Annotated in this window: 24 protein-coding genes; 17 read left to right on the top strand and 7 right to left on the bottom strand. The window is 74.2% G+C overall.

Annotation, left to right across the window (positions count from 1 at the left end; genetic code table 11):
- The first annotated feature begins 7 nt into the window (after positions 1-7).
- The 5 genes from RNC47_RS26185 to RNC47_RS26165 all read left to right on the top strand — a co-directional run bounded on the left by RNC47_RS26185 (position 8) and on the right by RNC47_RS26165 (position 4,798).
- Positions 8-1,084 (top strand): ABC transporter ATP-binding protein, encoded by a 1,077-nt coding sequence (locus RNC47_RS26185; RefSeq protein WP_311602129.1) that lies wholly within the window; start codon positions 8-10, stop codon positions 1,082-1,084.
- Between the two features lie 184 nt (positions 1,085-1,268).
- Positions 1,269-1,463, top strand: coding sequence for a hypothetical protein (locus RNC47_RS26180; RefSeq protein ID WP_311602128.1), 195 nt, complete (start codon positions 1,269-1,271; stop codon positions 1,461-1,463).
- Positions 1,464-1,536: 73 nt separating this feature from the next.
- Positions 1,537-2,421, top strand: a complete 885-nt coding sequence (gene mshB / locus RNC47_RS26175; protein WP_311602127.1) for an N-acetyl-1-D-myo-inositol-2-amino-2-deoxy-alpha-D-glucopyranoside deacetylase — start codon at positions 1,537-1,539, stop codon at positions 2,419-2,421.
- The gene (locus RNC47_RS26170) at positions 2,418-2,831 is read left to right on the top strand and encodes a DUF6113 family protein (RefSeq protein ID WP_311602126.1); all 414 of its coding nucleotides are present in this window, start codon (positions 2,418-2,420) and stop codon (positions 2,829-2,831) included. The genes mshB and RNC47_RS26170 overlap by 4 nt, the downstream gene beginning before the upstream one ends.
- Before the next feature lie 335 nt (positions 2,832-3,166).
- Positions 3,167-4,798, top strand: a complete 1,632-nt coding sequence (locus tag RNC47_RS26165; protein WP_311602124.1) for a hypothetical protein — start codon at positions 3,167-3,169, stop codon at positions 4,796-4,798.
- Between the two features lie 7 nt (positions 4,799-4,805).
- On the opposite strand, the gene RNC47_RS26160 is transcribed toward RNC47_RS26165, so the two are convergent.
- Positions 4,806-5,804 carry a GNAT family N-acetyltransferase gene (locus tag RNC47_RS26160; protein ID WP_449657354.1) on the bottom strand — a complete coding sequence of 333 codons (999 nt, stop codon included), beginning with the start codon at positions 5,802-5,804 and terminating at the stop codon, positions 4,806-4,808.
- 122 nt (positions 5,805-5,926) lie between these two features.
- Between RNC47_RS26160 and fdxA the strand changes: the two genes are divergently transcribed.
- Together fdxA and dapC are read left to right on the top strand one after the other, a co-directional pair.
- Positions 5,927-6,253, top strand: a complete 327-nt coding sequence (fdxA, locus tag RNC47_RS26155; protein WP_132934125.1) for a ferredoxin — start codon at positions 5,927-5,929, stop codon at positions 6,251-6,253.
- A 70-nt stretch (positions 6,254-6,323) separates the two neighbouring features.
- A complete protein-coding gene (dapC, locus tag RNC47_RS26150; RefSeq protein ID WP_311602121.1) occupies positions 6,324-7,439 on the top strand; it encodes a succinyldiaminopimelate transaminase in 1,116 nt (371 codons plus the stop codon).
- Positions 7,440-7,487: 48 nt separating this feature from the next.
- On the opposite strand, the gene RNC47_RS26145 is transcribed toward dapC, so the two are convergent.
- Positions 7,488-7,910: an ATP-binding protein gene (locus RNC47_RS26145; protein ID WP_311602120.1), complete on the bottom strand. Its 423-nt coding sequence runs from the start codon at positions 7,908-7,910 to the stop codon at positions 7,488-7,490.
- Between the two features lie 252 nt (positions 7,911-8,162).
- The gene (locus tag RNC47_RS26140; RefSeq protein ID WP_311602118.1) at positions 8,163-9,059 is read right to left on the bottom strand and encodes a hypothetical protein; all 897 of its coding nucleotides are present in this window, start codon (positions 9,057-9,059) and stop codon (positions 8,163-8,165) included.
- A gap of 35 nt (positions 9,060-9,094) precedes the next feature.
- On the opposite strand from RNC47_RS26140, the gene dapE reads away from it, so the two are divergent.
- Together dapE and RNC47_RS26130 are read left to right on the top strand one after the other, a co-directional pair.
- The gene (gene dapE, locus RNC47_RS26135; RefSeq protein ID WP_311602117.1) at positions 9,095-10,213 is read left to right on the top strand and encodes a succinyl-diaminopimelate desuccinylase; all 1,119 of its coding nucleotides are present in this window, start codon (positions 9,095-9,097) and stop codon (positions 10,211-10,213) included.
- A gap of 5 nt (positions 10,214-10,218) precedes the next feature.
- Positions 10,219-10,953, top strand: a complete 735-nt coding sequence (locus RNC47_RS26130) for an LOG family protein (protein WP_311602166.1) — start codon at positions 10,219-10,221, stop codon at positions 10,951-10,953.
- A gap of 347 nt (positions 10,954-11,300) precedes the next feature.
- On the opposite strand, the gene folP is transcribed toward RNC47_RS26130, so the two are convergent.
- Positions 11,301-12,113, bottom strand: a complete 813-nt coding sequence (folP, locus tag RNC47_RS26125) for a dihydropteroate synthase (RefSeq protein WP_311602116.1) — start codon at positions 12,111-12,113, stop codon at positions 11,301-11,303.
- A 162-nt stretch (positions 12,114-12,275) separates the two neighbouring features.
- On the opposite strand from folP, the gene RNC47_RS26120 reads away from it, so the two are divergent.
- Entirely contained in the window at positions 12,276-12,635 is a 360-nt protein-coding gene (locus RNC47_RS26120; RefSeq protein ID WP_311602114.1) for a DivIVA domain-containing protein, read from the top strand.
- A gap of 10 nt (positions 12,636-12,645) precedes the next feature.
- On the opposite strand, the gene RNC47_RS26115 is transcribed toward RNC47_RS26120, so the two are convergent.
- Complete coding sequence (locus RNC47_RS26115; RefSeq protein ID WP_311602112.1) at positions 12,646-13,440, bottom strand: enoyl-CoA hydratase/isomerase family protein; 795 nt, start codon at positions 13,438-13,440, stop codon at positions 12,646-12,648.
- A 207-nt stretch (positions 13,441-13,647) separates the two neighbouring features.
- Between RNC47_RS26115 and RNC47_RS26110 the strand changes: the two genes are divergently transcribed.
- Entirely contained in the window at positions 13,648-13,815 is a 168-nt protein-coding gene (locus RNC47_RS26110; protein ID WP_019434894.1) for a DUF3117 domain-containing protein, read from the top strand.
- A gap of 96 nt (positions 13,816-13,911) precedes the next feature.
- On the opposite strand, the gene RNC47_RS26105 is transcribed toward RNC47_RS26110, so the two are convergent.
- On the bottom strand, positions 13,912-14,631 hold the full coding sequence (locus RNC47_RS26105; RefSeq protein WP_311602164.1) for an O-methyltransferase: 720 nt from the start codon (positions 14,629-14,631) through the stop codon (positions 13,912-13,914).
- A gap of 124 nt (positions 14,632-14,755) precedes the next feature.
- Between RNC47_RS26105 and sigE the strand changes: the two genes are divergently transcribed.
- From sigE to RNC47_RS26080, 5 genes are all read left to right on the top strand, one after another.
- Complete coding sequence (sigE, locus tag RNC47_RS26100) at positions 14,756-15,568, top strand: RNA polymerase sigma factor SigE (protein WP_311602108.1); 813 nt, start codon at positions 14,756-14,758, stop codon at positions 15,566-15,568.
- Positions 15,565-16,371 (top strand): anti-sigma factor family protein, encoded by an 807-nt coding sequence (locus RNC47_RS26095; protein WP_311602107.1) that lies wholly within the window; start codon positions 15,565-15,567, stop codon positions 16,369-16,371. The genes sigE and RNC47_RS26095 overlap by 4 nt, the downstream gene beginning before the upstream one ends.
- Before the next feature lie 148 nt (positions 16,372-16,519).
- Positions 16,520-18,025 carry a S1C family serine protease gene (locus RNC47_RS26090; RefSeq protein WP_311602106.1) on the top strand — a complete coding sequence of 502 codons (1,506 nt, stop codon included), beginning with the start codon at positions 16,520-16,522 and terminating at the stop codon, positions 18,023-18,025.
- Between the two features lie 111 nt (positions 18,026-18,136).
- Positions 18,137-18,655, top strand: coding sequence for a sec-independent translocase (locus RNC47_RS26085; protein WP_311602104.1), 519 nt, complete (start codon positions 18,137-18,139; stop codon positions 18,653-18,655).
- Positions 18,656-18,790: 135 nt separating this feature from the next.
- Positions 18,791-19,468 carry a hypothetical protein gene (locus RNC47_RS26080; protein WP_311602103.1) on the top strand — a complete coding sequence of 226 codons (678 nt, stop codon included), beginning with the start codon at positions 18,791-18,793 and terminating at the stop codon, positions 19,466-19,468.
- A gap of 37 nt (positions 19,469-19,505) precedes the next feature.
- Here RNC47_RS26080 and RNC47_RS26075 read toward each other — a convergent pair whose 3' ends face one another.
- Positions 19,506-20,657 (bottom strand): Mrp/NBP35 family ATP-binding protein, encoded by a 1,152-nt coding sequence (locus RNC47_RS26075; RefSeq protein WP_311602101.1) that lies wholly within the window; start codon positions 20,655-20,657, stop codon positions 19,506-19,508.
- A gap of 170 nt (positions 20,658-20,827) precedes the next feature.
- Here RNC47_RS26075 and RNC47_RS26070 point away from each other — a divergent pair, with 170 nt between their 5' ends.
- The gene (locus RNC47_RS26070) at positions 20,828-21,541 is read left to right on the top strand and encodes a hypothetical protein (protein WP_311602099.1); all 714 of its coding nucleotides are present in this window, start codon (positions 20,828-20,830) and stop codon (positions 21,539-21,541) included.
- Positions 21,542-21,909: the final 368 nt, after the last annotated feature.

Here is a 21,909-nt window from a genome sequence, read left to right as displayed (position 1 = left end):
CGCACCCATGAGCGACGACAGCACCACAGAACTGATGACCGTGCGCGGTCTGACCAAGTACTTCCCGGTCCGGGGCGGCTTCCCGATCCGGCGGACCGTGGGCGCCGTCAGGGCCGTGGACGGGCTCGACCTCACCGTGCACGCCGGGGAGAGCTTCGGCCTGGTCGGCGAGTCCGGCTGCGGCAAGTCCACCACGGGACGGCTGCTCGCCCGGCTGGTCGACCCCACCGCCGGCACCATCGTCTACCGCGGCCGGGACATCACCACCGCGGGACGGCGGGCCATGGCGCCCATCCGCTCCGAGATCCAGATGATCTTCCAGGACCCCTACTCGTCGCTCAACCCCCGGCAGACCGTGGGCACCATCATCGGCGGCCCGATGGAGATCAACGGCATCGACCCGCCCGGCGGCCGCGAGCAGCGGGTGCGCGAACTGCTGAGCACCGTGGGCCTCAACCCCGAGCACTACAACCGCTTCCCACACGAGTTCTCCGGCGGCCAGCGGCAACGCATCGGCGTGGCACGGGCGTTGGCCCTCGAACCCAAACTGATCATCGCCGACGAGCCCGTCTCGGCCCTCGACGTCTCCATCCAGGCCCAGGTGGTCAACCTGCTGCGCCGGGTGCAGCGCGACCTCGGCATCGCCTTCCTCTTCATCGCCCACGACCTCGCCGTGGTGCGGCACTTCTCACAGCGGATCGCCGTGATGTACCTCGGCAAGATCGTCGAGATCGGCGACCGCGAGGCGATCTACGAGCGCCCCAGGCACCCCTACACCCACGCCCTGCTCTCCGCCGTGCCCGAGATCGACCTCGAGGACCCGGCCGACGGGAGCGAGGGCGCGCGGCCACCGGCGCGGGAGCGCATCCGGCTCGAGGGCGACGTGCCGTCGCCGACCAACCCGCCCTCCGGCTGCCGCTTCCGCACCCGGTGCTGGAAGGCCAGGGAGAAGTGCGCCACCGAGGAACCGCCGTTGGTCGCGCTCTCCGCGCGGGCCCCCGGCCACCTCACGGCCTGCCACTTCCCCGAGGAGGGCACGACGCTGGCACCTTCCACCTCGGCCGCCCCGCCCTTCACGCCCTGATCAGGAGACGATCATCTCCACGCCGGGGGCGTGCGCCCCTCCGCTGCACCCGTGCACCGAGACATGCTCAGGGAGATGATCGTTATGATCCATCGCGCGTGGTGGGTAAGACACTTCCAAGCAAGAACGGAAGCGTCCGTCGGCCTGCCCTGAACCGGGCACGACTACATGGAGGTGATCTTGAGTGGCGCTCTCCGTATCCGCGGTGTTGCTGCTCGCGGTCATTGTCGTACTGCTGGTCAGGAGGGCCGGCCTCAACGTCATGCACGCCATAGTGTGCGTGCTGTTCGGCTTCTACCTCTCGAGTTCCAACATGGCTCCGACCATCAACGACTTCACCAACGGCATCGCGAACATGATCAGTTCCCTCAGTTTCTGAGGCACGCGCCGGCCGCCGGCGGACCCCCCGGGGGGTTCCGGTCGCCACCGGCCGGCGACGTAAGCTCGCCCGCATGAGTTCCGGCCAGGCGGGTGTGCTTCTGGTCCACGCGCACCCCGACGACGAGTCGATCAACAACGGCGTGACCATGGCCGCCTGCGTCGCAGCCGGCGTCCGGGTCACGCTCGTCACCTGCACGCTCGGCGAGGAGGGCGAGGTCATCCCGCCCGCCCTCACCCACCTCGCCGCCGACCGGGACGACCGGCTCGGCCCGCACCGGGCGACCGAGCTCGCCGCCGCCATGCGCGCCCTCGGCGTCCGCGACCACCGCCTCCTCGGCGGCGCCGGCCGCTGGCGCGACTCGGGAATGCTCGGCCTCCCGCAGAACGACCACCCCGACGCCTTCTGGGGCGCCGACCTCGACGCGGCCGCCGCCGACCTCGCCGCCGTCATCGACGAGGTGCGCCCCCGGGTCCTCATCACCTACGACCCGAACGGCGGCTACGGCCACCCCGACCACATCCAGGCCCACCGCGTCGCCATGCGCGGCGCCGAGGTCGCCGACCACCGGGTCGAGCGGGTGCTGTGGAACTGCGTGCCGCGCGGCGAGGCCGAGACCCGGCTCGCCGCACTGCGCGCCACGGGCCCCGGCCGCTTCGCCGGCGTCGCGGAGGTCTCCGACATCCCCGGCGTGGTGGCCGACGACCAGGTGGCGCTCGCCGTCCCGCCGACGCCCGCGACCCTGGCCGCCAAGCGGGCCGCGATGGCCGCGCACGCCACCCAGATCGAGGTCGAGGGCGACGTCTTCGCCCTCTCCAACGGCCTGGCGCAGCCGCTGTGGGCGACCGAGTACTACCGGCTCGCCGCGGGCACCCCGCTGCCGCCCGGTGCCACCGACGTCCTCGCGGGACTGACCGGACTCACCGGACGCACCGGCCGTGACGGGGAGGCGGCGTGAGGATCCTGGCGTACCTCGGGCTCGGCCTGCTCGGCGCGCTGGCCGGAGTGGCCGGCTCGCTGCTCCAGGGCGGCCTGGTGCCGCTCGGCCTGCTGCTCGCCCTCGGCGGCGCGGCCGGCCTCTTCTGGGGCGGCGCCCTGCTCACCCGCACCAGGGCCGGCGCCGGCTTCCCGGCCGCCGGCTGGGCGATCGCGGTGCTGCTGCTGACCGTGAGCCGCCCGCAGGGCGACTACGTCTTCGCGGCCGGCGCCGGCAGCTACCTCTTCCTACTCGGCGGCATGACCCTGGCCGTGGTCTCCGCGGCCCTCGTGCCCTCGGACCGTCCGCTGCCGCTCTTCTCGGCCGAGGCCATGGCCCGGCCCTGGCCCGGCAGAACCGGCCGGAACGAGGACAAGTCGCCGCGAAGGTAGCCTTGTTGGGCCTCGCGTGGGGGAGGCCGCGGTGAACCGCGCGGCCCGCCATCACGTGTACGCATGTGCCAATCCTGTGGTGGGGCCGTTCCGTGGCTCCGTCCCCAGTATCGTGGGGCCAGTCGTCCACGCCCGGCCCGCCCGGGACGGTCGGCGATGGCCAACCGGGAGATCCTGCCTTGAGTCGAGAAACTGACAGCCCATCCCCCAGTCCCCTGGGGGGGGATGGTGACGCCCGCCCGGGAGCCCCGCAGGCGGAGGAGAAGAAGACCGAGACCACGCTGACGACCCGCGCCAGGATCAACATCCCAGGATCCCGGCCCATTCCGCCCATCGTGGTGCGGGAACCCGTCAACGAGGCGGCCATGCGCGCCGCCACCGCCACCCCGTCCGCGGCGCCGGCCGCCAGTGAGCCGCCGGCCGCCCCGGGCGCCGTCGGCGGCGGCAAGACCTCGGCCAAGAAGACCAGTTCCTGGTTCGAGCCCCGCAAGGCACCGCCCAACAGGCCCGGTTCCACGGACCACACGCCCTCCGGAGGGCACCCGGTCGTCACCGAGACCCCGCCCGACGGCATGCCGGGCCTCGGCGCGCCCGCCGGCGGCGGCTGGGCCGGCGTCCCGCAGCGCACCGACACCCCGGCCGCCGGCATCCCGCAGCTGCCGCCCCGCCCGGTGGGCACCGGTCCTGCCGGGCCGACGGCGGGACCGATGGCGGGCACCATGCCGCTGCCCGCCAGGGAACCGGTGCCGGTCGGCGGCCCGCTGCCCCCGGCCCTCGGGGACCAGGAGCCGGACGGCTCCACCATGGACCTCGGCGGGCCCTTCCCGCCCCCGCCGCCCTCCGACGTGCTCGCGGCCACCGGGCCGATGCCCAGGATCACCGACACCGGGCCCCTCCCGCAGGTGCCGTCCGCCGGTTCGCCCCGGCCGCCGGCCCCCGCCCCGGAGCCGGCCGACGAGCCGGAGCCGCCCGCGCCCAAGCCCGCCGCGCCGGCCAGGCGCAAGGGCCGCTCCAAGATGCGGCTGCTGGTCGTCGCGGTGGTCGGCATCGCCGTGGTCGCCTACGGCGTCGGCCTCTTCATGAGCCCGAAGGACGTGCCCGCCGGCACCACGGTGCTCGGCGTCGACATCGGCGGCCTCAGCTCGCAGGAGGCGCAGGCCAGGCTCGACAGCCAGCTGGAGGCGGCCAACGAGACCCCGCTCACGCTGCTCGTCGGCGACCGGGAGATCGAGCTCAAGCCGAGCGTCGCCGGCCTCGCGGTGGACACCGAGGGCACGGTGCGGGCCGTCTCGGGCCAGGACTACAGCCCGGTGGCGGTCTTCGGATCCCTGGTCGGCGCCGAGCGCGCGGAGAACGCCGTGTTCGCCGTCGACCGGGAGAAGCTGACCGTGGCGCTCGACGGCATCGCGACCGAGTCCGGCGGCGCGGGCCCCGTCGAGGGCACCGTGGTCTTCGAGAACGGCGAGGCCATCGGGCGGGCCGGCGAGCCGGGCAACGCCATCGACGTGCAGGCCGCCGCCGACGCCGTCGAGGCCGCGTTCCGCGAGCGGGCCGCCACCGGCCGCAACCCGGTCGTCGAACTGCCGGTCAGCGCCCAGGAGCCCGCGGTCGGCGAGGAGCAGATCCAGCAGGCGCTCACCGAGTTCGGCGAGCCCGCGATGTCGGGCTGGGTCTGGCTGATGGCGGGCGGTCGGGAGATCCCGATGAGCCCCACGACCATCGACGACTTCCTCTCCATGCAGGCCGGCGAGTCCGGCGCGCTGCAGCCGGTGATCGACATGGAGGTGCTGGCCGCCACCTACGGCAGCACGTTCGACGGCGTGATGATCGACGCGGGCGCGGGGCCGGTGCCGATGACCCCCGAGCACGCCGCTGCCGCGCTGATCCCGGCGCTGCGCGAGACGGCCACCGTGGACGAGGGGCCCGGCCGGCGGGAGGCCGTCGTGGAGGGCGCGGTCAGCCCCTGACCCGGCCCTACGCCCGGTCCGGCGCCGTCCGGTAGTGGTAGTGGTGGTGGTCGGCGAAGCCCAGCGCGTCGTAGAGCGTGCGCGCCGGCGCGTTGTCGACCTCCACCTGGAGATAGGCGGCGCTCGCGCCCTCCGCGAGCGCCGCGCGGGCCAGCTCGCGCATCAACGCGGTGGCCAGCCCGGCCCGTCGGTGGGCCGGGTCGACGCGGATCGCGGCGAAGCCCGCCCAGCGCCCGTCGACCACGCAGCGTCCCACTCCGGCGACCCGCCCGTCGCCCGCCCTGGCCACCGCGAACAGCGGTCGCGGGCCGCCGGCCAGCACCAGGCGGGCGGCCTCCGGCGCCTCGGCCGCGCGCGGGAAGCCGGCCAGCCAGTCGTCCGTGAGCTCCCGGCCCACCGTCACCCTGGCGTCGGGCGCCGCGTCGGCCAGCGGCGCGAGCGCCGCCACCCGCACCGTCGAGTGCCCCGCGGCCGGCCAGCCGAGCCCGTCAAGCTCCGCCGCCAGCAGCTCGCCCGAGCCGTCGGCACCCGTGGTGAGCTGCAACGAGAGCGGCAGCCCCCGGGCCGCGTACCAGGCGCCGAGCCGGTCCGGATCGGGCCGCGAACCGCCCAGCGGCACCGCCGAGTTGGCCCGCCGCGTCCAGCCGCCGCAGGCCCGCGCCAGCCAGCCGCCGACCTCCTCGGCGTCGGGCCCGCCCCAGCCGCGCGCGGCCACCCACACGAGCTCCTCGGCGCTCGCCGCCGGCGTCCCGCGCCGCCGTGCCGGGGTCGGCGGCACCACCTTCCCGGCCACCAGATCGGCCTCGGCCAGCCGCACCGTCCGGCCGTCCCGCCGCGTCACGCTCAGTACACCGCCGGCCCACGAGGTGAGCACGCCCACGGTGTCCGTGAACCGCGCGGACTGCTCCCGCGCGCCGGCAAACGTCCGCACCGACACGCGTCTTCCCACGTCAGCGGGGGTAATCCGGACAACGAGATGTCCGCTCCTGGTGAACTCCGCCGTCAAGCCAGCCCCCTGAAGGTCACGCTGCTGTTCTGACCGGAGATACTAGGGCTGAGCACCGACGACGCCGCGCTCCCGCGCGCCATCAGGCGGACCGCCGCCCCCTACCGAGGAGGACAGACAGCGTGACCTACGTCATCGCGGAGCCTTGTGTCGACCTGAAGGACAAGGCATGTATCGAGGAATGCCCTGTCGACTGCATCTACGAGGGGGAGCGCGCCCTCTACATCCACCCCGACGAGTGCGTCGACTGCGGTGCTTGCGAGCCGGTCTGCCCGGTTGAGGCCATCTTCTACGAGGACGACGTCCCCGAGGAGTGGAAGGACTACTACAAGGCCAACGTCGAGTTCTTCGACGAGCTGGGCTCCCCCGGTGGGGCCAGCAAGCTCGGCCTGATCGAGCGCGACCACCCGCTGGTCGCCGCGCTGCCCCCGCAGCAGCACGACGAGTGACCCTTCGAACCGATGTCGTGAGTCACCGGTCCCGCGCGGCGTCAGCCGTGCGGGACCGAGCTTTCAGAGAGTGAGCCACCCCGTGTCGTCGTCCCGCGTCTCCGCCCGTCTCCCGGTCTTCCCCTGGGACCGGCTCGAACCGTACAAGGCCACGGCGGCCGCACACGGCGGCGGGATCGTCGACCTGTCCGTGGGCACCCCGGTCGACCCGGTGCCCGAGCTGATCAGGCACGCGCTGGCCGGCGCGGCCGACAGCCCCGGCTACCCGACGGTCTGGGGCACCGCCGCGCTGCGCGAGGCGATCCTGGGCTGGCTGGCGCGGCGCACCGGGACGGTCGGCCTCGACCACCACAACGTGCTGCCGGTGATCGGCTCCAAGGAGCTGGTGGCCGCGCTCCCCGCCCAGCTGGGGCTCGGCCCCGGCGACCGGGTCGCCTACCCGGAGCCGGCCTACCCGACCTACGAGGTCGGCGCCCGCCTCGCGCGCGCCGAGCCCGTGCCCTACCAGGGCGACCCGACCGAGCTCGACCCGACCGGGCTGCGGCTGCTCTGGCTCAACTCGCCGGGCAACCCGACGGGTCGGGTGCTGTCGGCCGAGCGGCTGCGGGCCGTGGTGGCCTGGGCGCGCGAGCACGGGGTGCTGCTGTTCAGCGACGAGTGCTACCTGGAGCTCGGCTGGGAGAGCGACCCGGTCTCCGTGCTCCACCCGGACGTGTGCGGCGGCGACAGCACCGGCATCGTGGCCGTCCACTCGCTCTCCAAGCGCTCCAACCTGGCCGGCTACCGCGCGGCCTTCCTGGCCGGCGACCGGGCCGTGCTGGGCGAGCTGCTCGGCATCAGGAAGCACGCCGGGATGATGCTGCCCGCGCCGGTCCAGGCGGCGATGGCGGCCGCACTCGGCGACGACGCGCACGTCGCCGAGCAGCGCGCCAGGTACGCGGCCAGGCGCGCCGCGCTGCGGGAGGCGCTCACCGGGCGCGGCTTCCGCGTCGAGCACAGCGAGGCCTCGCTGTACCTCTGGGCCACGCGCGACGAGCCCTGCTGGGACACGGTCGCGGAGCTGAGCAAGGAGGGCATCCTGGTCGCGCCCGGGGAGTTCTACGGGGCGGCGGGGGAGCGGTTCGTGCGGGTGGCCTTCACCGCGACGGACGAGCGGGTCGCCGAGGCCGTGCGCCGGCTGAGCTGAACCGGCCCGCGCGGCGGCGCCCTGCCGCCGCCGCGCGAGCGCGGAGCGCTAGAGCAGTGAGATGTCGTTCATCTTGTCGTCGACGGTGGGCACGCTGTCGAGGATCTGCTGGGTGGTCGGCGGCTCGCCGGTGACCGTGGTGACGGCCTCCTGGAGCATCGGGCCCGCGTCCCTGGCGGCCCGCTCGCCCAGATCACGGACCACCGGCATCACGACGGGCATCGCCGCCTCGACCACCGGACCGGCCAGCTCCTCCAGCACCGGCGTCGCCACCCCGTCCACCGCCTCGGTCGCGTCGTTCACGCTCTGCTCGTCGAGCGAGAGCAGCTGGGTCGCGTCCAGACCGTTCACGTTGGGGTCGAGCAACGGCCCGGCCGCGCTGGCCTGGCCGGCCGCGCCGACGACGGGCGCGGCGCTCGCCGCCAGCAGCAGCGCCGCCTTGGCCATGCGGGTCCTGAGGGGGTTCGACATGAGGCTCCTTCACCCTGGGTAAGGCCGTGTGAATGATGCCGTTACGGCGCTGTGCCTATCGGTCCCGGGCGGGTGGAAGTTGCGGCTCCCGACGGTAAAGGATTGGTAATGCGTCGCATTATCGGGGCCGCGGTGGCGCACGGAAAACGGGCGCCCGGCGCGCACCGCACCCGCCGGTGAATTCGCGAACCGCCCTTTGCGACAAGGGCCGTCAACGGCGTGGCCGACGTAACTCCGGCAATATTCCGGTAGTTACTCCGCCGCGAGCCCGAGCCGCAGTTCCGCGCCGGAATCCGCCGCCGTCCGGCCGCCCTCCGCGCCCGCCTGCCGCCAGCCCTCGCGGGACCGGTCCGCCTCCCACACGAGGCTCCCGAAGGTGATCCGCTCGATGCCCAGCTCCGCCGAATGGGCCAGCGACCAGTGCGCCAACTCCCAGCCCCGGCCGGTCTCCTCGGAACCCGGCACCGACACCGTCAACAGCGCCCCGTCGCCGACCGTCTCGACGCCCTCGCCGAACTCGCGCACCATCCGCTCGTTCACCGCCGCGACGCTGCCGGTCACCCGCTCCTCGGCCGCCGTGTCCACCGTGCAGTTGAGCGCCGCGGCGGCCCGCCCGGTCAGCGCGGCGGCCAGTAGCGACGCGTTCGGCTCGTGCTTGGCGTACTCGTCGGGGAAGGCGCTGCGCTGCACCTCCTGCGCCGCCTCGGTGAGCGGCATCGTCTCGTACTCCGAGACCTCGACGAGACGCTCGTAGAACGCGCCCGCCGCGTACACCGGGTCCATCACCTCGGCCTCGGTGCCCCAGCCCTGTGAGGGACGCTGCTGGAAGAGGCCGAGCGAGTCCCGGTCCCCGAAGTCGATGTTGCGCAGCTCCGACTCCTGCATCGCCGTGGCCAGGGCTATCGTCACCGCACGCTCCGGCAGCTCGCGTGCCGAGGCCACGGCGGCGATGGTCGCGGCGTTGGCCGCCTGCTCCGGGTCCATCGTGTACGACTCGTCGCCCTCGCCCGTCACCACGCAGTGCGGCGGACCGCTCTGGTCCGACTGCTGGTACACGAAGACGTAGGCCCCGAGCCCCGCCAGGACCACCACGGCGGACACGCCGCGGGCGACCCGGCGACCGCGCTTGACGCTCGTCCTTTCTGGCACCCGAAGAGACTAGCCGGTCCGGGTACCGTGACCCCATGGAACCGCCCCCTCAGGACCTCGACCTGGACCTTGACCTGGACGCCGCCGCGCTGACCGCGCGACTCGTCGACATCCCGTCCGTCAGCGGGACCGAGCGGCCGCTGGCCGACGCGGTGGAGGCCGCGCTGCGCCGGCTCCCCTGGCTGCGCGTCGACCGGTACGGCAACAACGTGGTGGCGCGCACGGACCTCGGCCACCCGGAGCGGGTCGTGCTCGCCGGGCACATCGACACCGTGCCCATCGCCGACAACGTGCCGTCCAGGATCGACGACGACGGCGTGCTGTGGGGCTGCGGCACCAGCGACATGAAGTCCGGGGTGGCCGTGCAGCTGCGGATCGCGGCCACCGTGCCGCGCCCCAACCGCGACCTCACCTTCGTCTTCTACGACAACGAGGAGGTCGAGGCCGAGCGGAACGGCCTGCGCCACCTGGCCGCCGAGCGACCCGACTGGCTGGCCGGCGACTTCGCGGTGCTGCTCGAACCCTCCCTCGGCGAGGTCGAGGGCGGCTGCCAGGGCACCCTGCGGATGCTGCTGCGGCTGCGGGGCCAGCGCGCCCACTCGGCGCGCTCCTGGATGGGCGCCAACGCGATCCACGCCGCCGCCCCGGTGCTCGCCAGGCTCGCCGCCTACGAGCCGCGCCGGCCCGTCATCGACGGCCTCGAGTACCACGAGGGGCTGAACGCCGTCCGCGTCGAGGGCGGCGTGGCCGGCAACGTGATCCCCGACGAGTGCGTCGTCGCGGTCAACTACCGCTACGCCCCCGACCGCGACGAGCGGGCGGCGATCGCGCACGTCGAGGAGGTCTTCGCGGACTGCGGCGTCGCCGAGTTCGTGGTCGAGGACCACTCGCCCGGCGCGCTGCCGGGGCTCTCGCACCCGGCGGCTAAGGCGTTCATCGTGGCGGTGGGCGGCGAACCGCGACCGAAGTTCGGCTGGACGGACGTCTCCCGTTTCAGTGCCCTTGGTGTTCCCGCGGTCAACTACGGCCCGGGCGACCCCAATCTGGCCCACAAGCGGGACGAGCGGGTGCCCGTCGAGATGATCCTGCGCTGCGAGGAGCGGCTGCGCGCGTGGCTGTCCGACGGCGGCGGAGAGAGGAAGGAGTCGGAGTGACTGAGGTGACGGACGAGGAGGGCCCGAGCCGGGAGCAGCGCCTCGGCCCCGTGGTGCGGCGGCGCCACCAGGTGATGCCGGGCACGGCCGACCAGCGGCTGCTGGACACCAGGGGCCCGTCCGACTGGGTGCACCAGGACCCGTGGCGGGTGCTGCGGATCCAGTCGGAGTTCGTCGAGGGCTTCGGCGCGCTGGCCGAACTCGGCCCCGCCGTCAGCGTCTTCGGCTCCGCCCGCACGCCGGTCGGCTCCCCCGAGTACGAGATCGGCCGCCGGATCGGCCGCGGCCTGGCGGAGGCCGGCTTCGCGGTGATCACCGGCGGCGGCCCCGGCGCGATGGAGGCCGCCAACCGCGGCGCGAGCGAGTCGGGCGGCGTCTCGGTGGGCCTCGGCATCGAACTGCCCTTCGAGCAGGGGCTCAACGAGTTCGTCGACATCGGGGTCAACTTCCGCTACTTCTTCGTCCGCAAGACGATGTTCGTGAAGTACGCACAGGGCTTCCTGGTCCTGCCGGGCGGCCTCGGCACACTCGACGAGCTCTTCGAGGCGCTGACCCTGGTCCAGACGCGCAAGGTGACGCGCTTCCCGATCGTCCTCTTCGGCACGGACTACTGGCGCGGCATGGTCGACTGGCTCCAGAACACGGTGATCGCCCAGGGCAAGGCGTCCGCCAAGGACGGCGAGCTCTTCCACCTGACGGACGACGTCGACGAGGCGATCTCCCTGGTGACCAAACCATAACGGCCTGCCGGGCCGGCCTGCCGGCCTACCGATCCGAAGGACCCGCGCCCCCCACGCCCCTGCGGCCGCTGCGCCGCCCCCGGCCTCCGGCCGCCCGCCCGGGCCCCCACGGGCCCACCCGGCTCCGCCGGGCCCGCGCCGGGCGCCGGCCCCGGCCGCTGCCGCGCGCTCGGCGCGGCGCGCCACACCGCCGGCTTCGCCGGGCCGGCGGTGTGGCCGGGCGGCGGGCTTGTGCGCTCCGGTTCGCCGGCCTCGCCGGTCTGGCGCGGAGCGCCATGCCCGCGCGGAGCGCGAAAAGGGCGGGGGGGTGGGGGAAACCGGCGTGGCCGGAGCCGCCGCGCGTCGTGTCAGGCGAGGCCGCGGCGCGTCGCCGCCGGCGCGCGGTGGCCGGCGATGCTCGCCACCATGTTCAGCACCTGCCGCGTTTCCGCCACCTCGTGCACCCGGTACACCCGCGCCCCCAGCCACGCCGAGACGGCCGTCGTCGCCAGCGTGCCCAACAGCCGCTCCCGCACCGGCAGGTCCAACGTCTCGCCGACGAAGTCCTTGTTGGAGAGCGACACCAGCACCGGCCACCCCGTCGCCGTCATCTCGTCGAGGCGGCGCGTGGCCTCCAGCGAGTGGCGGGTGGACTTGCCGAAGTCGTGGCCCGGATCGATCAGCACCGCGTCCCGCCGGACGCCGAGCGCCACTGCGCGCTCGGCGAGGCCGACGGTGACCCGCAGGACGTCGGCCATCACGTCCTCGTAGGCCACCCGGTGGGGTCTGGTGCGCGGTCGGGCGCCGCCCGCGTGGGTGCAGACCAGGCCGACGTCGTGCCGGGCCGCGACCTCGGCGAGGCGTGGGTCCACGCCGCCCCAGGCGTCGTTGAGCAGGTCGGCGCCGGCCTCGCAGACGGCCTCGCCGACCTCGTGCCGCCAGGTGTCCACGCTGATCACCACGTCGGGGTGCCGGCGCCGCACCTCGGCGACGAAGCCGACCGTGCGGCGGATCTCCTCGTCCGCGTCCACCTCGGCGCCGGGGCCGGCCTTGACCCCGCCGATGTCGATGATGGCGGCGCCCTCGGCGACCGCCCGCTCCACCCGGGCCAGCGCCGCCTCGTCGCCGAAGGTGGCGCCCCGGTCGTAGAAGGAGTCGGGGGTGCGGTTGACGATCGCCATGATCACGGGCTCGTGGGGCCCGAACTCGCGTGTCCCAAGGCGCAGCACGCGCTGCGTTCGCTCTTCTCTCCGCACAACCCACGAACCTACCTCCAACCCGTGCGGCCCATGCCGTGGGTGCGGCATGCGACCATCGCACCGAAGGCAGAAGGGGAGGCAGGCATGTTCTTGTTTCTGGTCGCCGCCATGGTCGTGGTGATCGCCGCCGTCACGCTCGCGGTGCTCGGCAGCGGGGACGGCTCGGGCGGGCCGGCCACCGGCGGGCTCGCGGACGCGTTGCCGGACCGGCTCGACGATCCGCTGCCCAGGGACCGCCCGGTCGGCCCGGCGGACGTGGTGCGGGTGCGGCTGCCGGTCGCGCCACGCGGCTACCGGATGGCCGAGGTGGACGACGTGCTCGACCGGCTGGCCGCCGAGCTGGCGGAGCGGGACGCGCGGATCACCGAGCTGGAGACGGCGCTGGCCGGGGCGCAGGCCCTGGCGCTGCACAAGGACCAGGGACCGGCCGCCGAGCGCGACTGAGCGCCGCGGGCTACCTGCCGTCGAACGTGGGGCGTTCCTTGGCGAGGAACGCGGCGACGGCCGCCCGGTGGTCGGCGGACGAGCCCGCCGTGGTCTGCAGCCGGCTCTCCAGGTCCAGGGTCGCGGCGAGCGAGTGCTCGGCCGCGAAGGCGAGCGCCTCCTTGAGCGCGGCGTAGGCCACCGTCGGGCCCGCGGCCAGGCGGGCCGCGACCTCCCTGGCCGCGGCCGGCAGTTCGGCGTCCGGCACCACGCGCTGCGCGATGCCGAGCCGTTCGGCCTCGGCCGCGTCGACGCGGCGCGGGAAGAGGAGCAGGTCGGCGGCGCGGGCCGGCCCGACGACGCGCGGCAGGGTCCAGGAGAGGCCGGAGTCGGCGGTGAGGCCGATGGCGGTGAAGGCCGTGTTGAACGAGGCGCCGGCGGCCACCACGCGGTAGTCGGCGGCGAGCGCGAAGCCGAGCCCGGCGCCGGCCGCCGGCCCGTTGACGGCGGCGACCACCGGCTTGGGCATCTCGGCGAGGGTGCGCGCGATGGGGCCGTAGTGCTCGGCCACCGTCCGCATGGCGGCGTCCGCCACCCGCTCGCCGGCGAGCGCGTCGGCGTGTTCCGCGAGATCCTGTCCGACGCAGAAGGCGCGCCCGTTGGCGGCCAGCAGGACGGCCCGCACGCCGGGGTCGCCGGCCGCTCTGCGCACCGCCGCGAGAAGGGCCTCCTTGGTCGGGAGATTCAGGGCGTTCAGCGCTTCCGGGCGATTCAGGGTGACGGTGGCGAGACCGTCGGTCGCTTCGTAGAGCACGGTGTCGGCCATGTCTCACAGGATGTCCCAGGCCTCGGCGCTATCGCGGTCAATCGCCGAATTGAGTGGTTTTGGGATCCCGCGTTGCCGAAGGGATACCGCCCGATGTTGGTCATCGGGACCGTCCATGCGGGATAATGGCCGGAAGCAATGTGTTCGAGGCCGGTGACCCCCCGGGGCACCGGTCGCGATGAGCTTGGTTCAGGAAGGGGAACGAGCATGGCGGCCATGAAGCCGCGGACGGGCGATGGTCCGCTTGAGGTGACCAAGGAGGGGCGGGGCATCATCATGCGCGTTCCGCTTGAGGGCGGTGGCCGACTCGTCGTCGAGCTGACCCCGGACGAGGCGGTGGCACTCGATGAGGAGCTCAAGAAGGTGACCGGCTGAGTCCCCCCAGACCTCGTCTGGGCGGCATCCCGAGCCGCTGGGCCGATCCTTCGTACTCGGCGCCGCCCCGGACCCCCGGGGCGGCGCCGTTTCGCGTCAGGGGGTCCAGGCGCGGGCCGCGCACAGCAGCCCGTCGCCGACCGGCAGCAGCGCCGGCATCAGTTCCCTGCTCTCCCGCACCGTGCGCAGCAGCTCCCGCAGCCTGCGCACCTCGGTGGGCTGGGCCGCCGAGTCCACCGTGCGGCCGCCGGCGAACACCCCGGCGAAGCAGACCAGGCCGCCGGGCCGCAGCAGCCGCAACGATTCTGCGAGGTACTCCAGGTACTCGAGGCGGTCGCCGTCGCAGAACACCAGGTCGTAGCCGCCGTCCGTGAGCCTGGGCAGCACGTCGAGGGCGTGGCCCGGGATGAACCGCGCCCGGTTCGGCGCGTGGCCGGCCATCCGGAACGCCTGCCGCGCGAACTGCTGCCGCTCCGGCTCCGTGTCGACGGTGGTCAGCACGCCCTCGGGGCGCATCCCGCGGAGGAGGTACATCCCGGAGACGCCGGTGCCGGTGCCGATCTCCACCACGGCCCGGGCGCCGCCGGCGGCGGCGAGCAGCCGCAGCGCGTCGCCGTTGCCGGGCGTGACGGCGCGGACGCCGGCCTCCCGCGACCGCTCCCTGGCCCAGGACAGCGCCGCACCCTCGGCGGTCTCGGCGTCCGGTGCGCCATACGCCTCGGCGAACGCCCAGCTCGTCAGCCGGTTGCCGGTAATGGCCCTCTCCTGTCCCCGTCTGTCACGCGCTTTGAGGGTATCGACTTCCTGGGGGAACAGGACGCGCGGAGTGCTCGTTGGACCTTGTGCACCCGGGCGTTCCGCCGGCCGCGGCGACCGCGGCGGGGGAGGGCCGGGGAAAGCGGTGAATATTTCTTATCCGGAGCTAACGGGCGAGGTGGCTATGGTAGGGACCCGACTGGACACCACCAGAGCCGACAGGGGAGGTGCGGCCACGTCCGCTGGCCGCGGAGTGCTGAGACGCATTTTGCGGTCCTCCGGCGGGCCGAATTCTGTGACAGACAACGCTGACGCTGACCGGGGACAGGCCACCGGCGTGGCCATCGACGGCGAGACCGCCACGAGTGCCGTCGCGACGTTCACCACCGGAGGCGACGGCCAGAGCTGGGCACCGCCCAGCTGGGAAGAGATCGTCAGCACCCACAGCGCCCGGGTCTACCGGCTCGCCTACCGCCTCACGGGCAACCAGCACGACGCCGAGGACCTGACGCAGGAGGTCTTCGTCCGCGTCTTCCGCTCGCTGTCCACCTACACCCCGGGCACGTTCGAGGGCTGGCTGCACCGCATCACCACCAACCTGTTCCTGGACTCCGTCCGCCGCAAGCAGCGCATCAGGTTCGACGCCCTCGCTGAGGACGCCGCCGACCGGCTGCCGAGCCGTGAGCCCACCCCCCAACAGCACTTCAACGACACCCACTTCGACGCGGACGTGCAGCAGGCGCTCGACACCCTCGCGCCCGACTTCCGCGCCGCCGTGGTGCTCTGCGACATCGAGGGCCTGAGCTACGAGGAGATCGCCACCACGCTCGGCGTGAAGCTCGGCACGGTCCGCAGCCGCATCCACCGTGGCCGTTCCCACCTGCGCAAGGCCCTCAAGCACCGCTCGCCGCGCGGCCGTGGCGTGGCGGCGCAGCAGCCCCTCCTCGCCACGGTGCCCGGCCCGTCGCTCGTGCGGGAAGGCGGGGCCGCCGAGTGAGCAGTGCCGCGGAGACCGGCCCGGCTGACCACCACCTCGGGGAGAGCCTGGCGGCCCTGGTCGACGGCGAGCTGTCGCACGACAGCCGCGACCGGGTGCTCGCCCACCTCGCCACCTGTCCCAGCTGTAAGGCGGAGGCGGACGCGCAGCGTGAGCTGAAGAGCGTCTTCGCCAGCAGCCCGCTGCCCGTCCCGTCGGCCGGGCTGCTCGCCAGGCTCCAGGGCCTGCCGGCCACCGCCGGCAGGGAGCGGGCCGAGCCCGGCTCGCAGGAGCCGCCAGGTCCGCCCGAGGGCGCGGGCTCCGGTGGCTTCGGCCTGGGCCTGCTGCCCGGCGGCAAGGACGGCGAGTCGCTGCTCGGCCCGCCCAGGCTGGGCTCGGAGCGAGGCTTCCGCATACACCAGCCGGGCTCGGCCCGGGGGCACCGGAGCCACCGGCTCGCCTTCGCCGCGGCCGGCGCGGTCTCCGTCGCCGCGTTCGCGCTCGGCGGCGTAATGGGCGGGGTCGGCGCGTTCACCTCGGCCGGCGGCGGCTCCTCGGCGCCCAGCACGGTCTCGCCCGGCAGCCTCAACCCCCTCGCCGTGGCGCGCACCGCGGCCGGCCGCTCCGACAAGGACATCCGCCCGGTCTCCGTGCTCACCGCGCAGTCGGTCGGTCTGAGCGGCTCGGTGGGCCCCATGGTGACCAACGGCCAGTTGCTTCCCCTGCTGACGCTCGAGCTGACGCCCGGCCCCGTGGCCCCCACGTCCGCCGGCTCCGCGGTGGCGGCGGAGTCCGGCGTTCCGGGAGTCGTGAGCCCCCGCTGATTTCGGACGACTGACCTGGTTCAATTCAGTCTTCAGTCAGTGTTCAGTGCAGTGCCGGGCTCCCCGCGCCGGAACGGCGCGGTAGGCGCGGAACAGCAGGGCGTCGCCCGAGTGGGGGCGGCGCCGACGACGATGGGGATCAGCTGCGATGGACAAGGGGAATGGCCTGCCCGGCCGCCAGGGAGGCTCCCAGGCCCACTGGGGGGCCGCCGGGCAGCGGCCGGACGGCGACGCCGACTCCCGTCCCGGCCATGACCCGTACGGCACGCCGCCGTACGGCCAGCCGGGCCCCTGGGCCCCCGCGCCGCCCGTCCAGCGCCCCAACCCGACGCCGCCCGCCGGCACCTTCGTGCCGCCGCCCGGCGCCACCACCCCGCCGGCCGGCACCGGCCTGCCCCCCGGGGCCTTCCCGCCGCCGCCCGTGGCGTCCACCACCGGCACGACCGCGCTGCCCGGCGCCCAGCCGGCCGGCCGCTACGACCCCTGGGCCGTCTCCCACGCCATGCCCCCGGCGCCCGGCGCGCCGGCCGGGCCCGAGCCGGAGCCCGCCGGCCGCCGGCCCGTCCGCCTGGTGGCCGCGGCCGCGCTGATCGCCCTGCTCGCCGGCATCCTCGGCGGCACCGTCGGCATCTACCTGGAGCGCAACGGCGCCTTCAGCGACGTGCGGCTCCCGCAGACCCGCGCCGAGTCCAACCCGCCGGCCGAGGGCAGCATCGCCGGCATCGCGGACGCCGTGCTGCCCGCCGTCGTCACCCTGCACGTCTCGGGCGGCGGCGCGGCCGGCACCGGCACCGGCTTCGTGCTCGACGACACCGGGCACATCCTCACCAACGCCCACGTGGTCCGCCCCGCCGGAGCCAACGGCGTGATAGAGGTCACCTTCGGCAGCGGCGACACCGCCCGCGCCGAGGTCGTCGGGCAGGACAGCGGCTACGACCTGGCCGTGGTCAGGGTCACCGGCGTCTCCGGGCTCACCCCCGTCGAGCTCGGCGACTCCGACGCGGTGCGGGTCGGCGACCCGGTGGTGGCCATCGGCGCCCCCTTCGACCTGGAGGGCACCGTCACCTCGGGCATCATCAGCGCCACCGAGCGGCCCATCACCGCCGGCGGCGAGGAGGTCGACGGTTCCGACATCAGCTATGTCAACGCGCTCCAGACCGACGCCCCGATCAACCCGGGCAACTCGGGCGGCCCCCTGGTGGACGTCAACGGCCGGGTCATCGGCGTCAACAGCGCCATCCGCACCGGCGACAGCGGCGGTCTGGAAGGCGGCGCCCAGGGCGGCAGCGTCGGGCTCGGCTTCGCCATCCCCATCAACCAGGCCAAGGACGTCGCCGAGCAGCTGATCAACACCGGCCGCGCCACCCATCCCGTGATCGGTGTGACGCTCGACACCGGCTACCTCGGCGACGGCGCCCGGGTCGGCAGCTCGACCGGCGACCCGGCCGTGGTGCCCGGCGGCCCGGCCGACCAGGCCGGCGTCGAGGACGGCGACGTGATCACCGCCGTGGACGGCGACCGGGTGCGCAGCGGCGACGAGTTGATCGTGAAGATCCGCAGCCACCGCCCGGGCGACGAGCTGACGCTGACGGTGGAGCGCGGCGGGGAGAACCTGGAGCTGGTCGTCACCCTCGGGGAGTCGGCCGGTGAGTGACCGCCGGGTCCCACACCGACCGTTCACCCCCCGGTGGGGTCCGGTATCTCCCGTCCGGCGCCGCGGCCAGGTACCGTTTTGCATCAACCGCTTGCATGAGGGAGCTGACGGATGTTCTTCGACATAGGGTCACTGGAGTTCATCACCCTCATCGTCCTCGCCATCCTCGTCTTCGGGCCCGAGAAGCTGCCGAAGATGATCCAGGACGCGGCCCGCGTCCTGCGCAAGATCCGCGAGTTCTCGGACTCCGCCAAGCGGGACATCAGGGAGGAGCTCGGCCCCGAGTTCAAGGACTTCGAGTTCGAGGACCTGAACCCGCGGACGTTCGCCAAGAAGCACCTGCTCGACAAGGACGAGTACGGGCTCAAGGAGCTCACCAGCAGCCTGGACGTGCGCAAGGAGCTGACCGAGGTCAGCGACGCGATCAACGGCCGGGCGACCACCCCGCGCACCAGCCTGGACAAGGCCGGCCTCGACGAGACCGTCCTCGGCAAGGCCGACCTGTCGAAGCCGGCCACCGGCGCCGCGGCGGCCGCCGCCGGCAGCGGCGGGGCGGTCAACCTCGACAAGGGCGCCAGGCCGGCCGCCGAGGCCCAGCCCGCCGCCCCCTTCGACGCCGACGCCACCTGAGTGGAATCCACCGCCTTCCCGGGGTAAGGCTCCGCCCGGGCTCCCGGCATGCCCGGACACCTCCGATGCGGATGGCTATCCTCCCTATGTCCGGGGTGTGCCCAGGACGAGGGCAACGAGGAGGCGTCGCGTTAGATGGAGACCACCAGTCAGGCAGAGCCGCAGGACGCGACAGGCGGCCCTGGTGAGTCCGGGGACGAGACCCCGCAGGGGGTGCCGGGGGCGCGCCGCGCCGTAGAGGGGTTCCTGTCGGCCGGCTTCCCCTGGTACGGGCTGGACGAGGCGTTCAGCGGGCCGCGCTGGCTGATGCAGGTGGGCATGGCGGCGGACGGCACCGTCGAACACGGCTCGACGGGCCACGGCGACGAGCCCTCGCTGCGCGCCGAGCTCGGCCACGACGACCAGCGGTTCGCCGTCGTGGTGACCGTCGCCAGCCGCCCGGTGCGGCGCAGCCCGGACGGCACGGGCGTGCTGGAGGCCACCTCGGTCTCCTCGGCCGCCTGGCTGGCCGGCTCGGGCCTGCTGTCCTGCACCTGGCCGGCGCAGATGGAGCGCGTCCTGCGGCAGGACTGGCTCGAGCAGCAGACCGCCATCGCCTGGGAGCTCGCCGACGACCTGAACGGCGGCGGCTGGTCGATGCTGTCACTGCCGGTGGACGGGGTGCCGACCGACTTCCACTACCGCGAGTCCGAGTACGGCTGGGTGCTCGCCGGCGCTGCCCACCGCGAGGTGCACATCGGCGCCTACGGCCGCGGCATGAGCGCCTACGGCCTCGGCTTCGCCGTCGTCAAGGACATCGAGAGCTACGCCTAGCCGCTGGCCGCGACCGACCCGCGCCGACCGGCGCGGGTCAGAACTTGGCGCGCGGCGTGAGCCCGAGCGAGAGCCCCGCCAGGCCGCGCCGCCGCCCGCCGAGCGCGGCGGCCACCTGGCGCAGCGAGGCGCCGGCGGGCGAGTCCGGGTCGGACAGCACGACGGGCTTGCCCGCGTCGCCGCCCTCCCGCAGCCGCACGTCGATCGGGATGGTGCCGAGCACCGGCACCTCGGCGCCGGTCGCCCTGGTGAGCCCCTCGGCGACCCGCTGGCCGCCGCCGGTGCCGAAGACGTCCACCATCTCCCCGCAGTGCGGGCACGGCAGCCCCGACATGTTCTCCACCACGCCGACGATCTTCTGGTGCGTCTGCACCGCGATCGAGCCGGCGCGCTCGGCCACCTCGGCCGCCGCCTGCTGCGGGGTGGTGACCACCAGGATCTCCGCGTTGGGCACCAGCTGCGCCACCGAGATCGCGATGTCGCCGGTGCCGGGCGGCAGGTCGAGCAGCAGCACGTCGAGGTCGCCCCAGTAGACGTCGGCCAGGAACTGCTGCAGCGCCCGGTGGAGCATCGGGCCACGCCACACCACCGGCGCGTTGCCCGGCGTGAACATCCCGATCGAGATCACCTTCACGCCGTTCGCCGACGGCGGCATGATCATGTTCTCCACCTGGGTGGGGCGGGCGTCCGTGCCCAGCATCCGGGGCACCGAGTGGCCGTAGATGTCCGCGTCGACCACGCCGACCTTGAGCCCGTCGGCCGCCAGCGCCGCCGCCAGGTTCACCGTGACCGAGGACTTGCCGACCCCGCCCTTGCCCGACGCGACCGCGTACACCCTGGTCAGCGAGCCCGGCTTGGCGAACGGCACCTCGCGCTCCGCCTGGCCGCCGCGCAGCGTCGTCGCCAGCTCCTTGCGCTGCTCGTCGCTCATCACGTCGAGCTCCACGCGCACCTCGCGCACGCCGGGCAGCGCGCCCACGGCGTCGCGCACCCCACTGGTGATGGTGTCCCGCATCGGGCAGCCCTGGACCGTCAGATACACCCCGACGCCCACGGTGCCGTCCGCCGCGATGTCGATCGACTTGACCATGCCGAGGTCGGTGATCGGGCGGTGGATCTCCGGATCGTTCACCCGGCTCAGCGCGGAACGGACGGCGTCCTCGGTGAGGAGGGGAGTATCGGTAGCCATGCCCCGATGGTACGGCCGACGCGCCGTCACGGGAGCGCCCCCGCCCCCGGCCCCGTGCGGGGGCGCGCCGGCATGCCGGTACGCTGCGCCTCACCGGCCCGTGACCTCGACGAGAGGCAGTCGACGTGACATCTTCCGTGTCCTCAACCTTCCCCGGTTGGCGCAGGGTTGTGACGGCCGTGGGGTGCGCCGGCTTACTCGCGCTGGGCACGGTCGGCTGCGGTGGCGGAGAGGAGGACCCGGACGCGGGCACCAACGGGCTCGCGAGCCTCACACCGGCGGAGATCGAGGAGCGCGCCGTGGCGGCGGCGGACGAGGCCAGGACGGTACGGCTCTCCGGCACGGTGATCACCGAGGGCGAGTCGTTCCGGCTCGACGTGCGGCTCGGCCTGGACGGCGGCTTCGGCGAGGTCTCGGCGGAGGGCGGCGAGACCTTCGAGCTGCTGCGGGTCGAGCAGGACCTCTACATGAAGGCCGACGCGGCCTTCTGGGAGAGCGAGGGCATCCCCGAGGAGCTGGAGTCCGACCCGGCGGAGACCCTCGAGGGCATGTACGTGCGGGTGGTGGAGGACGACCCGGCCTACGAGCAGCTGAGCGCCTTCACGGACATGGACGTGCTCCTCGAGAACCTGCTGACGCTGGACGGCGAACGCGAGGTGGGGGAGCGAAGCGAGGTCGACGGCGCGCAGACGATCAGCGTGCTCGCGGACGGCGGCGCCGGCGGCACGCTGGACGTGGCGCTGATCGGCACGCCGTACCCGCTGCGGCTCCAGCGGCCGGGGGAGGCGGGCGAGCTGCTGATGTCCGACTGGGACGAGGACTTCGACCTGCACGCGCCGGAGGACGACCAGATCCTCGACTACGGCGACGAACTCGTGGAGTAGCGGTCCGCCGGGCGTCGGCCCGCCGGCCCGACCGGGCGGCGCAGCCGCCGAGGCCGGCCTGGCGGCCGTGCGGGGCCGCGCCCACCCACCCGCCCTCCGGGCGGGTCGTCGCGCGGCCCGGCGGCGCAGCCGCCACGGGCCCGCGGCCCTGCCGGACTCACCGCGCGTAGCGCGGTCGGGCTGGCTCCGCCCGGCGCGGAGCGCGCCAAAGGCGCGGGTGGGCGGGGAACCGGCGGGAAGCGCCGACGGCACCCGGCGACGCAGCCGCCACGGGCCCGCGGCCCTGCCGGGCTCACCGCGCCTAGCGCGGTCAGGCCCACCACCGCCCCGGCGCGGAGCGCACCAATGGGGCGGGTGGGCAGGGAGCC

The organism is Streptomyces millisiae, from assembly GCF_031845425.1.
GTDB classification, from domain to species: domain Bacteria; phylum Actinomycetota; class Actinomycetes; order Streptomycetales; family Streptomycetaceae; genus Streptomyces; species Streptomyces millisiae.
Note: the sequence above shows the minus strand (reverse complement) of the source record. Positions and strands in the feature narration are given on the sequence as shown.